A 12,316-nucleotide genomic window follows, 5' to 3' on the forward strand; every position below is an offset into this window, starting at 1 on the left:
ATTATTGCAACTTTTCCGAATTGCACTGCAAATTCAGCGATCTTTTTATATTTTTCGCATTGTTTTGCAATAAGATTTTATAATATGGTAGTTTTTGAAGTCAATTGCATTCTAATAGTTAGATAAAAAGTGCCAAGTTAATGACACATATAAACCTCTGTATACTACTCTTATTAGTTTAATATGTGAAAAAATAGAAAAAGGTATCCTTAAGGACACCTATAAACCACTTGATACTATTCTTTTATTCCCACTCTACCGTTGCAGGTGGTTTAGAAGTAATATCGTAGCATACACGATTTACATTCTTTACTTCATTTACAATTCTTGTAGAAATCTTATCTAAGATTTCGTATGGGATTTTAGCCCAATCGGCAGTCATACCATCTATTGATGTAACTGCACGAATAGCGATTGTATAATCATAGGTTCTTTGATCACCCATTACACCAACCGAACGAATATCTGGTAAACATGTAAAGTATTGCCAGATTTCTCTTTCAAGATGAGCATTCGCAATCTCTTCTCTTAATATCGCATCTGATTCTCTTACTATCTCCAGTTTTTCTTCAGTGATTTCACCAAGTACACGTATACCAAGACCAGGTCCTGGGAATGGTTGTCTCCATACCATTGCTTCTGGTAATCCAAGTTCAATACCCAATGCTCTTACTTCATCTTTAAACAACGTGTTAAGTGGTTCAATTAATTTAAATTGCATATCATCAGGTAATCCACCAACATTGTGGTGTGATTTGATCGTTTGCGCAGTTTTTGTACCACTTTCAATTACATCTGTGTAAAGTGTTCCTTGTGCTAACCATTTAATATTCTCACCTTGAACTAATTTCTTTACTTCTTCATCAAATGTATAAATAAATTCATTACCAATAATCTTACGCTTAGCTTCAGGATCACTTACTCCTTGTAGTTTATCTAAGAAGCGTTTTGATGCATCTACTTTAGTAAGATTTATTTTCATATTCTCACCAAACATTTGCATTACGCTTTCCGCTTCACCTTTACGCAATAATCCATGATCAATAAACATACAATATAAGTTATCACCGATAGCTTTATGTAATAAGGCTGCAACTACTGAAGAATCAACACCTCCTGATAGTGCAAGCAATACTTTATCATCACCAACTTGTTTTCTAATTTTATCAACTTCCATATCAACAAAACTCTTCATTGACCAGTCGTTTTTTGCTTTACAAATTTTAAATACAAAGTTCTTCAACATGTCTAATCCAAATTCAGAATTTCTAACTTCCGGATGATATTGAACCGTATAGATTTGTTTTTCTACATTACTTGCCGCTGCAAAAGGACAAGTATCAGATGAAGCATCCACTACGAAACCTTCTGCTAGTTTCGATACTTGATCACCATGAGACATCCAGACAGTCTGTTCAAGGGGTAATCCATCAAACAATAACGATTGATTAGTAACCTTAATTGTAGCGCGCCCATATTCCTTTGTCTCACATGCCTTAACACTACCACCAGTCATATAATGAGTCATTTGCATGCCATAACAGATTCCTAAAATAGGAAGTCCTGCTTCAAAAATAGCTGGATCACATTTAAATGAGTTTTCATCATAAACACTATTTGGTCCACCACTAAATACAATACCCTTCACATCGCCCATTGCTTTAATTTCTTCAATAGTTAATGTATTTGGGTGTAGTTCACTATAAACACCAAATTCACGTATACGACGTGCAATTAGCTGATTATATTGACTTCCGAAATCAAGTACAATAATTTTATCTGCCATTCTTTTTCTCCTCGAATTGTTCTTTATATTACACTAAAATGAGGTATTCGTAAATAGATTTAATCTAAGTATTTGTTTCACCAATTAGATACAGGCGAGCGCATAAAAAATATCGTGAATATTATGCTAGACCAAAACCAATTTACTCAGTTTATGTGTTATGATTTAAGCAACTGATACTTAAGGAGGATTTTAGACTATGCATGAAATAAAATGTCCACATTGCGGCACAACATTCACCATAGATGAAGCTAACTACGCTGATATTTTAAATCAAGTACGTACAAGTGAATTCAATCAAGAAGTACATGATCGACTAGAACAAATAAAAATACAACACAAGAGTGAGATTGCACTTGCGGAAGAAAAGTCACAAAATCAATTACAAAAAGAACTTGCCAAGATGGAACAAGTTATTGCAGATTTAAAGGCTAAGAATGATGCAAGTAAACAATCTGAAATCATCGCGATTGCCGATGTTGAAAAGAAAATGCGTGAAGATATTATTGAGCGTGACAAGCAAATTGCTTTGCTTAACAACAAACTCCAATCCCTTGAAGACAATAAAAAACTTGAACTCAATCAAGCTTTATCACAAAAAGATAAAGAATTACTCGAAACCCAACATAAAGTAGAACTACTTCAAAAAGAAACTGAAATTGAAAAAGCTTCTATAAAAGAAAAGTTTGAATTAGAGCTAAAACAAAAAGAAGAAACCATTGCATTCTATAAAGACTTCAAGGCTAAACAATCTACAAAGATGATTGGTGAATCCCTTGAACAACATTGTGAGATTGAATTCAATAAACTCCGTATGACTGCATTTAGAAACGCTAGTTTCTCAAAAGATAATGATGCTAAGTCTGGTAGTAAAGGTGACTATATTTACCGTGAAAACGATGAAAATGGTATCGAAATCATTTCCATTATGTTTGAGATGAAAAACGAAGAAGACCAAACATCTACAAAGAAGAAGAATGAACACTTTTTTAAAGAATTAGATAAAGACCGTAACGAAAAGAAATGTGAATACGCCATTCTTGTAACTCTACTTGAACAAGACAATGAGTTGTATAACACAGGTATCGTGGATGTATCCTATGAATATGAAAAGATGTATGTCATTCGCCCACAATTCTTCATTCCTCTTATCACACTACTTCGTAATGCAGCGCTCAATTCTCTACAATACAAACAAGAAGTTGCATTAATGAAGGAACAAAACATTGATATCACAAACTTTGAAGAAGATTTAAATGCATTCAAATCTAACTTCGCAAAAAACTTTGAACTCGCTAGTCGTAAGTTTACTACCGCTATTGATGAAATTGATAAAACAATTACTCACCTTCAAAAGACAAAAGAAGCACTACTTTCTTCAGAAAATAATTTGAGAATCGCAAATGACAAAGCTGAAGATCTTACAGTTAAAAAACTAGTAAGAAAAAATCCAACGATGAAAAGTAAATTTGATGAGCTTAAAAAATAATATAAGAAAATGAGATTTATCTTTTTGATTAATCTCATTTTTTAGTTCATTAATAATTCTATTTTTTTAAATATCTTTCAACCATCTTTAAAGATAAACCTGTTTTTTGGGCAATCTCCTCTGCACTCATACCCATGGTATGCATTCTTTTACACATGCATGTCATACTTTCACTAATTTCTATAATATGATGATTAGGATCATAAATTCTTAACCCTACTTGTCCCCAATTATGTACTTTTTTCTTGTGTATATATTCAATTTCTTTATGTTTATTTAATTTCTTGATCACTGTATCTAAATCATCTGTTTCAAAATAAAGTTCTCCATTACACGCACCCAGTTTGATATCTTTACTATCCATACCAATAAATCCAGCCCATGACTCTAGTGTTTGAAATGCAAAACCTCCCGTCATTGTAAAGTTTGTTCCAAAATCTTGTATTACTCGTAAACCAAGTATTTCATTATAAAATTTTACTGTCTCTTCTTTATTTAATGCTACATATAAACTACCACAATATTTCATTTTAAATTCCTCCAATTATAGAGGCACTATAAATTAAAACTTATAGATTTCATTGTAAAAATCAGACATATTTTTTAAATAATGTGATGGTGATTTACCACATATTTCTTTAAACACATGATTGAAATGCGCTTGATCAAAATAATCATGGTGTGTCGCTAGTTGCGTAAAATTATTTTGATTAAATTCTTCTATGACATGGTTAATACGAACAATCTTTGAAAACTTTTTAACACTCATACCCACATAGCGATTAAAATACCGTGTTATTTGTCTTTCACTGAAACCTAAATCCTCAGCTATCTGTTTCGTATTCACATTTTCCTTGTTTTTGATTATTCTATTTATCCAATGTGCAATACATTGATCTATTCTATGTTTTCTCACTTCTCTTGTAAGGATTGTATTCACTTTTTCCACAATTTCATCAAAAGTTGTCATTGTATTAACATGCTTATTTATTTCTTCAAATAATTCTTTATTGAAATCTTGTAATTCATATTTCTTATCTACTGTTTCACTTATATCTATTCCCAAGACTTGATAAAGTCCACCTGGTAAAAATTCCACAAAAAATTTAGATCCTACTGTATTCAAATCATTTTTTACTGTTACGATTTCAGTAGTGGGTCCCCATACAGATAGCACAAAATTATCAAGAAAACGAAATACAAAACACCCACTGACATCTGGAATTAGATGCAATACACTTCCTTCTGGTATAGTTTCATTATTCTGAAAAGTGATTGTATAATGCGCTACAACATGTTCCAATTCCTTGCATGGTTTAATATACAAATGATTATTTGTTTTATTGAGTATTTCTCCAGTATAACTATCTACATGAAATTCCATCTTTTATCTCCAATTTACATTCTTCTTATAATTCGAATAATACGACTGTAATTACAGTTGCTACGGCACCTACAACTAAGAAGCAAAGTGATACCAATGCTTTTTTCTTTCTTTTTTCCATACCTGCACGATCTTCATCATTCATGTTTGATATATATTTATTTCTACCTAATAAGTATAGAATCAATCCACCACTACCATTATTACCACCAAGAGAGAAGAATCCCCAAAACTTCGGGTGTTTCAATCCTCTACTCTTTGCATCTAAATAAATCATATTATACATTTGATAACTTAATGTTATTGCGCCTAGAAACATCACAAATATAAACAAACCAATAAACCAAATATCCATCATCATCTCTCCTATATTTTCTTAATAATTTGATAGAATAAAACACATGTACTTAATACACCCACGCTCATCGCAAAGATAATCAAGTATCGATTTTGTGCAATAATACCATTAAATAGAATCATTAATAATACCAGCACAATGTTGACTCCAATCGCTGCAATTAGTTTCTTATTACTATTTACAGTATTCGTAGATTGTTCTAAATGTTCAATCATCTTCTCATCTCCTTTTAGTAATTCATCAAGGCTAACACCATAGAGATTGCTAAGTTCAATGACATTGATAATATCGGGATAACATTTCTCATTCTCCCAATTTGACATAGTTTGACGAGTTACCCTAATTTTATCCGCTACATCTTCCTGCGTTAATCCAGAATGTACCCGTGCTTCTTTTAACATTTTTCCAATTTCCATATTTGCTCTCCTTGTACCTAAAGGTTGCCATTTTATTCGAATTTCGTCTATCAAATATTTTTTACATCGCTGATTTAAAGGTTTATTTGATGCATATCACAAAATAAAAACTAAGTCTCCTTAGTTTCCATTTAAGAGTTGTATAGCTCTTTTGTAAAGAGGATCTAATTCACACCCACAACTTCCACAAAGTTCATCTGCTTGCTTAATAACCGCAATTAATGCTTTTTTGTCCGCTTTTCCTTCTAGCCATTGTCGTGCAGGTTGTGAAATCAAATCCCATCCTGTTGAAGCGAAGTGAACCATGATTTTGGTTAGTTCATCCATAGGGAATCCTCCATATTGTTATGCTCATCATATCACTTATTTTATTGATTTTATACTATCACTGTCATAATTTCTAATTTTTGATAGCACCATAATTAATTGTTTTATAGTATAATTTCAAATAGAAAAATAGATGAGGTCCTAATATGATTATCGATTTTAACACAATTAATGAAGTAAAAATACCTGGAATGAATAACGGAACTGGTGAAATGAGTGCCCAAATGTATATGGATCCAAACAGAAAAATTATTCCTACTCGAATTCATAAAGGTGGTTCTATAGGTTTACATACTCACCAAACAAGTGATGATCTGAATTACATAATATCTGGTATTGGTAAAGCTATCTGTGATGATAAAGAGGAAATCCTTTATGCTGGAACATGTCATTTATGTCCCAAAGGTTCATCCCATTCAATTATCAATACCGGTGATGATGATCTAGTTTTACTGACAATAGTTATAGAACGTTAATAAACTTATCACAATTACATACTTAGTCTACTTGTATCAGTAGACTTTTTTTCATTTCTATAATCATCTTTTTATTAAAATAAATCATTAGAACTAATCAATTTGCAGCCTTTGCTTTCATAATACTGTAACATTTCACCAATTTTTCTTTTATCATAACTGGTGATGCAATCCGATAAAACATTAACTTTATAATTGGCTTTTGCCAAATTATAAGTACTTGATTTAATGCATGCAACCGCATCTCCTCCAGCTATATAAAATTCATCAATTTCATTTTTATTAATAAATTCTACAAAGGCTTCACTGGTTAATACATTTCCTTTGGATTTCGTGAAAATGTTTTTTGACATCACCTTCATATCTGAAGCCAATTCAGATCCTTTTGTGTCAGGTTTAAAAGTACGTGTTCCTTCTGATAAATTAAAATGTTTAGTATAAATAACATGAATGTCATTTCTAACTGCCCAATCTATTGAATTGTTTATATTACCAATTATTTCCTTGTAGTTCTTTGTTATATCATTTTGAATATCAATTACTACTACTGCTTTTTTCTTCATATAATTATTTCCTTCCTTTATGTATAGTATATGACACAATTGTTGACACCATTATGTCAACAATATAAAATGATTAAAACAAGATTTAAAAGGAGGCTATTTTATGAAAGTCGATCGGCTTATGAGTATTGTATTAATTCTCCTTGATAAAGAACGTATTAGTGCACAAGAACTAGCGGATATGTTTGAGGTCTCACTTCGTACAATCTACCGCGATATAGACGCCATTGATTTAGCAGGTGTCCCAATCCGCTCAACACCAGGAGTTGGCGGTGGTTTTGAAATCATGCCTAAATACAAAATTGACAAGAAAGTTTTTTCATCAGTCGATCTTTCCGCTATCCTTATGGGACTTTCCAGTCTTTCTAATATGATAAGAGGCGATGAACTAATAAACGCTCTTGCAAAAGTTAAAAGTTTCATACCTGCTGATAAAGTAAAAGAAATTGAACTTAAAGTAAATCAAATCCACATAGATTTAAGTCAGTGGATGGGTAATACCCACATACAACCTTATTTGGAAATTATTAAAGTAGCTTTACAAGAAAGTAAGTTATTATCTTTTGATTATATAGCTCACCATGGAGTCGCATCTTCAAGAACAGTTGAACCATATCAACTTGTATTGAAAGGCAGTCATTGGTATTTATATGGATATTGCCATAATAGAGAAGACTTTCGCTTATTTAGATTATCTCGTATATCTAAACTACACATACAAGAAAAAATATTTACACAACGAGATTATCAAAAACCACAGTTAGAATTTAAGGATATTTTAACTACCATGCAGACCGAAATCAAACTTCGCATTCATATGTCTATTATGGATAGAGTTCTCGAGTATTCTTCTTATGAAAATTTTTCTTTAGATGGTGATGAATATTATATTGTCAATTTTCCATTTGTAGAAAACGAATATCACTATGATATTCTTTTGAGTTTTGGAGATAAATGTGAATGTTTAGAACCACAGCATATCCGTGAGAAAATGAAACTTAGAATAGAAACTATTGCTTCTCTATATAAAGAAAAGAATTAACATCAAGATAATTCTAATTATCCTTTACCTCAATAATTCCCTATCAACAATTTTCTATTCTCCAATCCCTTTATACACCAAATTAAGAAACGATTATTTGTATAAGAAATTTCATTCTAAGTAAAGTTTATTTTGCTTTCTTAGTTGAAGAGTATACAAGAATGTTAAGAAATACAACGACAACAGTTAACAAAACACATATAGTTGTTATTGCATTTGAAGTGTCCATTAGTGCTGACCAATCATTAGAATTAACCTCATAATTTGTAGACAATTGCACAAAAACTATCGAAAATAAAGTCGCTAATAAACTCACATTTATGAGTATTTGAATTGATTCTTTTTTCATCCTACTTCGATTAATCAGTATAAACAGTGGACAAAATATTGCGATTAATCCTAATACAATACTCCCTACGTTTAATAATCCATCATATCCCATATGTCCTCTCCTCAATTTATCAATCATTGTTTTTTTAATTATAACATGTGAAGTTTATTTGGATAGAATTATATTATTAATCGTTGATTATCAAATTGAATTTGAATATGAATCAATGATGCAATTTCATCTAAATGGAATTGTTAATATACGTTGCTTGTAGCAATAGTCCGTTCCAGTTAGAATAGTGGTAACAATTGAAAGAAATGAGGTTCTATCAAAATGTTGAACGAAAATATTAAAGTAATTAGGAAATCAAAAGGACTATCGCAACAAGATCTTGCGAACAAGTTAAATGTGGTACGACAAACTGTTTCCAAATGGGAGCAAGGATTATCTGTTCCTGATTCTTCTATGTTAATCTCCCTCGCCGAAGCATTTGATACATCTATAAGTTCTTTACTCGGAGAAACTATTGTCGAATCAAAAGTTGATGATTTGAATTTGATTTCAGAAAAACTGGAAGCTATAAATTTACAATTTTCACAGCGAAAAATCAAAAGAAAAAGAATTCTACATTGGTTTCTTATTTCATTGTGCATAGTCATAATAACAATTTTTTTAGTTTTGTTTTTATTAGAAAGTCCTTATTTGAATTGGGATTATAGTAATATTGAAACCGCCATTCTGGGAGTGGAGTTTCACTCATTTGAATGGATGTTTGTAAGAGTAGCACCAGTTATTCTTATTATAGCACTCATAGGATTTTTTTTGATTTGGAAGAAAAATAAACCACATACTTAACTATTCAATTCAAAACATATTCAACAGTTTTATATTTAAAATGGAAGATTTTCAAGTATGAGCAAAAAGAACATCGCTATAGTTTTTACAATAATAGTCACTCTGGGATTGGGATTAGTATTATATAGACGAACTATTCCCTATGAATATTTACCCGCTGACGATGAGATAGCACTACATATAAAATTAGATACAAAAGAAGATGTTGGATTGTTGGTTTTTGATTATCGCGTTGATAATCATGAGTATAGCGGCGGTATATCAAATGCGAATAAATCATTAATCAAACATGACTCTGATAACATTCACGTATGGAATAGAAAAGAATTGAACAATTCTTCTGCTTCTGTGGAGTTATCAATACGACTCGGGATCATAACAGAGTATATGACTCCTAACTATGAAAACATATATCCAGAAGATATAACTAGATATATTGATCCTATTTCGTGGAAAGCATACTTTGGTAATTCGTATTTTATTACAATTACTGGCGATAAGTTAAGTGGGTATAAAGCTGTATTGAACTAGTTCATTATTCGCTCAAACACAATATTAAGAATTAATAAAATAAATAGTCCATGCGATATTGGACCACACAACAGGATGAGTGTGTATTTTTTTTGATACTTAAATTATCCTGTTTTGAAGATAAAAAAAGATAGCAATCAACTAAGCCTAGTCAATTACTATCATTATTAAGCAAATATTATACTGCTACTATTCCCACTCAATTGTTCCGCATGGTTTTGGTGTTAAGTCATAACACACACGGTTTACATTAGGTACTTCATTAAGAATACGATCTGTAATCTTAAGTAGGATTGGCCATTCAATTTGTTCAATTGTTGCAGTCATCGCATCAATTGTATTTACTGCACGTAGAATAATTGGATATTCATAACATCTTGCATTATTCTTTACACCAACTGATTTGAATTCAGGGATAACTGTAAAGTATTGCCATACTTTCTTATCTAAACCATGACTTGCGAATTCTTCTCTAAGAATTGCATCAGCTTCACGTAACGCAGTTAAACGTTCTCTTGTAATTGCACCTAAACATCTTACTCCAAGTCCTGGACCTGGGAAAGGTTGACGATAAACCATGTCATGTGGTAATCCTAATTCTTCTCCACAAGCACGTACTTCGTCTTTGAATAATTGGTATAGAGGTTCAACTAATTGGAATTGAAGATCTTCAGGAAGTCCACCTACATTATGATGTGACTTAACTACTTTTGCAGTCTTTGTTCCACTTTCAATAATATCTGGATAGATTGTTCCTTGTGCTAAGAATTCAATACCATCTAACTTACGAGCTTCTTCTTCAAATACACGAATGAATTCTGCACCAATAATTTTACGTTTTTGTTCAGGGTCATTTACGTTTTCAAGTTTACCTAAGAAACGATCAACCGCATCCACATAAACAAGATTCGCATCCAATTGATTTCGGAATACTTCAATTACATCCTCAGATTCACCTTTTCTCATTAAACCATGGTTTACATGAACACATACTAATTGTTTACCAATCGCTTTAATAAGTAATGCAGCTACTACCGATGAATCAACTCCACCTGATAAAGCTAATAATACTTTCTTGTCTCCAACTTGATTACGAATAATTTCAACTTGGTCATTAATGAAATTTGTCATGTTCCAATTTGCTTCTGCTTGGCAATCATTGAAAATAAATGTTTTTAATTCTTCTTTAATTTCTTCATCTGTATTTGCCCATGCAGTTTTATTATTCACTTTCGCAAGTTTATGTCCTACTGCATAAACAGGAATTCCTAAATCATAAATTTCTGGATTCACATCAATTTCATTTCCATCAATCATGTTATTTTCTCCACCATTGAGGATAATTCCTTTTACATTTAATGTCGCAATTTCTTGAGCTGTGATATCATGCGGTTTTATTTCACTATAAACCCCACAATCTCTAATTAGACGAGTAATCTTGGTATTATCATGACTTCCTAAGTCAAGTACTAAAATATTATCTTGTTTCATAGCTTCTCCCTTCTCACAAAACTTAGTTTGTGTAGTTATCGAAATATCCTTGAACTAATACAACTGGTGTTCCTTTATCTCCTGAACCACTTGTTAAATCACATAATGAACCAATAAGGTCAGTTAATTGACGAGGTGTAGTTCCTTGTGAAGCCATGTTACCTACTAAGTTATTGTCTTTTTCACGAATACTCTTAGAAATAGCTTCTTTTAATGCTTCTCCACTTAATTCTTTAAAGTCATTATCCGCAAGATATTTAAGTTTTAATTCATTTGGTGTTCCAATAAGTCCATCAGTATAAGCTGGTGATACACATGGATCCGCTAATTCCCAAATTTTACCTTGAGGATCTTTGAATGCTCCATCTCCATAAACCATGACTTCAATATGTTTACCTGTTTTATCCATGATTGTTTTTTGGATGTCTAGAACTAATTGTTTGCATTCTTCTCTTGGGAATAATTTTACTGTATCTTCCGTTGATTTATTAGAACCTAATAAACCATATTTTTCATTATATCCTTCACCATTGATACTTGATGTTACGATATCATCTAAACCGCAAACTACTTTAGCACCTGCAGCTTTTAAAATGCGTTTTGTACGAGCACGTGTATGAATATCACAAGTTAATACGCAATCTGTGTAGTTAAGAATTGTTTTTGCTTGGTTTGCAAAAATAACTTCAACTTCTGCTCCTGCAGATGTAATGATGTTACTGTAGTAATCAACATAATCAACACCTGTGAATTCATGTTTATTTTCACCAAATAATTCTCTATATTTTTCTAAAGAAAGTACGTCTGAATAAGGATTAATTCCTGCTTCATCAAGTTTGTCTAAAGATACTAATTCATTTCCTACTTCATCGCTTGGGTAACTAAGCATTAATACAACCTTTTTAGCTCCTGCAGCGATACCTTTTAAACAAATTGCAAAACGGTTACGAGATAAGATTGGAAAAATTACCCCGATTGTTTCTCCCCCTAATTTAGCTTTAACATCTGCTGCAATTGCATCAACACTAACATAGTTACCTTGTGAACGAGCTACGATGGATTCAGTGATTGAAATAACATCACGATCTCTTAATTCGAATCCTTCACTTTGTGCTGCATCCATAACGCTCTCTACAACTATTTTTGCTAAATCATCATTTTCACGAATAATCGGGCATCTAACACCCCTAGAAACTGTACCTACTTTTCTTTCCATTTGATTAAACCTTTCTAATGAGTTGAACTCATTGCAACTTTATTATAAACT

General features: G+C 31.7%; 15 protein-coding genes. 5 read left to right on the forward strand and 10 right to left on the reverse strand.

The genetic code is table 11. The features are described 5' to 3' along the window. Positions 1-244 precede the first annotated feature (244 nt). A complete protein-coding gene (gene guaA / locus RR643_RS06150) occupies positions 245-1,786 on the reverse strand; it encodes a glutamine-hydrolyzing GMP synthase (protein ID WP_332482689.1) in 1,542 nt (513 codons plus the stop codon). Between the two features lie 199 nt (positions 1,787-1,985). Here guaA (RR643_RS06150) and RR643_RS06155 point away from each other — a divergent pair, with 199 nt between their 5' ends. Then, on the forward strand, positions 1,986-3,275 hold the full coding sequence (locus tag RR643_RS06155) for a DUF2130 domain-containing protein (protein ID WP_332472688.1): 1,290 nt from the start codon (positions 1,986-1,988) through the stop codon (positions 3,273-3,275). A 58-nt stretch (positions 3,276-3,333) separates the two neighbouring features. Here RR643_RS06155 and RR643_RS06160 read toward each other — a convergent pair whose 3' ends face one another. The 5 genes from RR643_RS06160 to RR643_RS06180 form a co-directional block, all read right to left on the reverse strand. After that, positions 3,334-3,804: a VOC family protein gene (locus RR643_RS06160; protein ID WP_332482690.1), complete on the reverse strand. Its 471-nt coding sequence runs from the start codon at positions 3,802-3,804 to the stop codon at positions 3,334-3,336. A 33-nt stretch (positions 3,805-3,837) separates the two neighbouring features. Then, positions 3,838-4,659, reverse strand: coding sequence for a helix-turn-helix domain-containing protein (locus RR643_RS06165; RefSeq protein WP_332482691.1), 822 nt, complete (start codon positions 4,657-4,659; stop codon positions 3,838-3,840). Between the two features lie 25 nt (positions 4,660-4,684). Further along, a complete protein-coding gene (locus RR643_RS06170) occupies positions 4,685-5,014 on the reverse strand; it encodes a hypothetical protein (RefSeq protein ID WP_332482692.1) in 330 nt (109 codons plus the stop codon). Positions 5,015-5,025: 11 nt separating this feature from the next. Further along, a complete protein-coding gene (locus RR643_RS06175) occupies positions 5,026-5,433 on the reverse strand; it encodes a helix-turn-helix transcriptional regulator (protein ID WP_332472684.1) in 408 nt (135 codons plus the stop codon). A gap of 120 nt (positions 5,434-5,553) precedes the next feature. Beyond that, a complete protein-coding gene (locus RR643_RS06180) occupies positions 5,554-5,760 on the reverse strand; it encodes a hypothetical protein (RefSeq protein ID WP_332472683.1) in 207 nt (68 codons plus the stop codon). 146 nt (positions 5,761-5,906) lie between these two features. Between RR643_RS06180 and RR643_RS06185 the strand changes: the two genes are divergently transcribed. Further along, positions 5,907-6,236: a cupin domain-containing protein gene (locus tag RR643_RS06185; protein WP_332482693.1), complete on the forward strand. Its 330-nt coding sequence runs from the start codon at positions 5,907-5,909 to the stop codon at positions 6,234-6,236. Positions 6,237-6,310: 74 nt separating this feature from the next. On the opposite strand, the gene RR643_RS06190 is transcribed toward RR643_RS06185, so the two are convergent. Continuing rightward, a complete protein-coding gene (locus RR643_RS06190; protein WP_332482694.1) occupies positions 6,311-6,799 on the reverse strand; it encodes a cysteine hydrolase family protein in 489 nt (162 codons plus the stop codon). Between the two features lie 103 nt (positions 6,800-6,902). On the opposite strand from RR643_RS06190, the gene RR643_RS06195 reads away from it, so the two are divergent. Further along, positions 6,903-7,841: a helix-turn-helix transcriptional regulator gene (locus RR643_RS06195; RefSeq protein WP_332482695.1), complete on the forward strand. Its 939-nt coding sequence runs from the start codon at positions 6,903-6,905 to the stop codon at positions 7,839-7,841. A gap of 127 nt (positions 7,842-7,968) precedes the next feature. Here the strand turns inward: RR643_RS06195 and RR643_RS06200 are convergent, their stop codons facing one another. Further along, positions 7,969-8,283, reverse strand: coding sequence for a hypothetical protein (locus tag RR643_RS06200; protein WP_332482696.1), 315 nt, complete (start codon positions 8,281-8,283; stop codon positions 7,969-7,971). Between the two features lie 222 nt (positions 8,284-8,505). Here RR643_RS06200 and RR643_RS06205 point away from each other — a divergent pair, with 222 nt between their 5' ends. Beyond that, the gene (locus RR643_RS06205; protein WP_332482697.1) at positions 8,506-9,027 is read left to right on the forward strand and encodes a helix-turn-helix domain-containing protein; all 522 of its coding nucleotides are present in this window, start codon (positions 8,506-8,508) and stop codon (positions 9,025-9,027) included. Between the two features lie 57 nt (positions 9,028-9,084). Then, positions 9,085-9,558 (forward strand): hypothetical protein, encoded by a 474-nt coding sequence (locus RR643_RS06210; protein ID WP_332482698.1) that lies wholly within the window; start codon positions 9,085-9,087, stop codon positions 9,556-9,558. A 189-nt stretch (positions 9,559-9,747) separates the two neighbouring features. Here RR643_RS06210 and guaA (RR643_RS06215) read toward each other — a convergent pair whose 3' ends face one another. Continuing rightward, complete coding sequence (guaA, locus tag RR643_RS06215; protein ID WP_332482699.1) at positions 9,748-11,049, reverse strand: glutamine-hydrolyzing GMP synthase; 1,302 nt, start codon at positions 11,047-11,049, stop codon at positions 9,748-9,750. A 22-nt stretch (positions 11,050-11,071) separates the two neighbouring features. Beyond that, positions 11,072-12,265, reverse strand: a complete 1,194-nt coding sequence (locus RR643_RS06220) for a coenzyme F420-0:L-glutamate ligase (RefSeq protein ID WP_332482700.1) — start codon at positions 12,263-12,265, stop codon at positions 11,072-11,074. Between the last annotated feature and the right edge of the window lie 51 nt (positions 12,266-12,316).

Origin of the sequence: Anaerorhabdus sp., assembly GCF_036637135.1 — a bacterium.
In the GTDB taxonomy this organism is placed as follows: Bacteria; Bacillota_I; Bacilli_A; order Erysipelotrichales; family Erysipelotrichaceae; genus Anaerorhabdus.

Excerpts from the sequence above, each read along its gene's own strand:
- RR643_RS06165 (WP_332482691.1), bottom strand. The coding sequence starts at position 4,659 with ATGGAATTTCATGTAGATAGTTATACTGGAGAAATACTCAATAAAACA.
- RR643_RS06170 (WP_332482692.1), bottom strand. The coding sequence starts at position 5,014 with ATGGATATTTGGTTTATTGGTTTGTTTATATTTGTGATGTTTCTAGGC.
- guaA (WP_332482689.1), bottom strand. The coding sequence starts at position 1,786 with ATGGCAGATAAAATTATTGTACTTGATTTCGGAAGTCAATATAATCAG.
- RR643_RS06185 (WP_332482693.1), top strand. The coding sequence starts at position 5,907 with ATGATTATCGATTTTAACACAATTAATGAAGTAAAAATACCTGGAATG.
- guaA (WP_332482699.1), bottom strand. The coding sequence starts at position 11,049 with ATGAAACAAGATAATATTTTAGTACTTGACTTAGGAAGTCATGATAAT.
- RR643_RS06195 (WP_332482695.1), top strand. The coding sequence starts at position 6,903 with ATGAAAGTCGATCGGCTTATGAGTATTGTATTAATTCTCCTTGATAAA.
- RR643_RS06205 (WP_332482697.1), top strand. The coding sequence starts at position 8,506 with ATGTTGAACGAAAATATTAAAGTAATTAGGAAATCAAAAGGACTATCG.
- RR643_RS06160 (WP_332482690.1), bottom strand. The coding sequence starts at position 3,804 with ATGAAATATTGTGGTAGTTTATATGTAGCATTAAATAAAGAAGAGACA.
- RR643_RS06180 (WP_332472683.1), bottom strand. The coding sequence starts at position 5,760 with ATGGATGAACTAACCAAAATCATGGTTCACTTCGCTTCAACAGGATGG.
- RR643_RS06155 (WP_332472688.1), top strand. The coding sequence starts at position 1,986 with ATGCATGAAATAAAATGTCCACATTGCGGCACAACATTCACCATAGAT.
- RR643_RS06190 (WP_332482694.1), bottom strand. The coding sequence starts at position 6,799 with ATGAAGAAAAAAGCAGTAGTAGTAATTGATATTCAAAATGATATAACA.
- RR643_RS06220 (WP_332482700.1), bottom strand. The coding sequence starts at position 12,265 with ATGGAAAGAAAAGTAGGTACAGTTTCTAGGGGTGTTAGATGCCCGATT.
- RR643_RS06210 (WP_332482698.1), top strand. The coding sequence starts at position 9,085 with ATGAGCAAAAAGAACATCGCTATAGTTTTTACAATAATAGTCACTCTG.
- RR643_RS06200 (WP_332482696.1), bottom strand. The coding sequence starts at position 8,283 with ATGGGATATGATGGATTATTAAACGTAGGGAGTATTGTATTAGGATTA.
- RR643_RS06175 (WP_332472684.1), bottom strand. The coding sequence starts at position 5,433 with ATGGAAATTGGAAAAATGTTAAAAGAAGCACGGGTACATTCTGGATTA.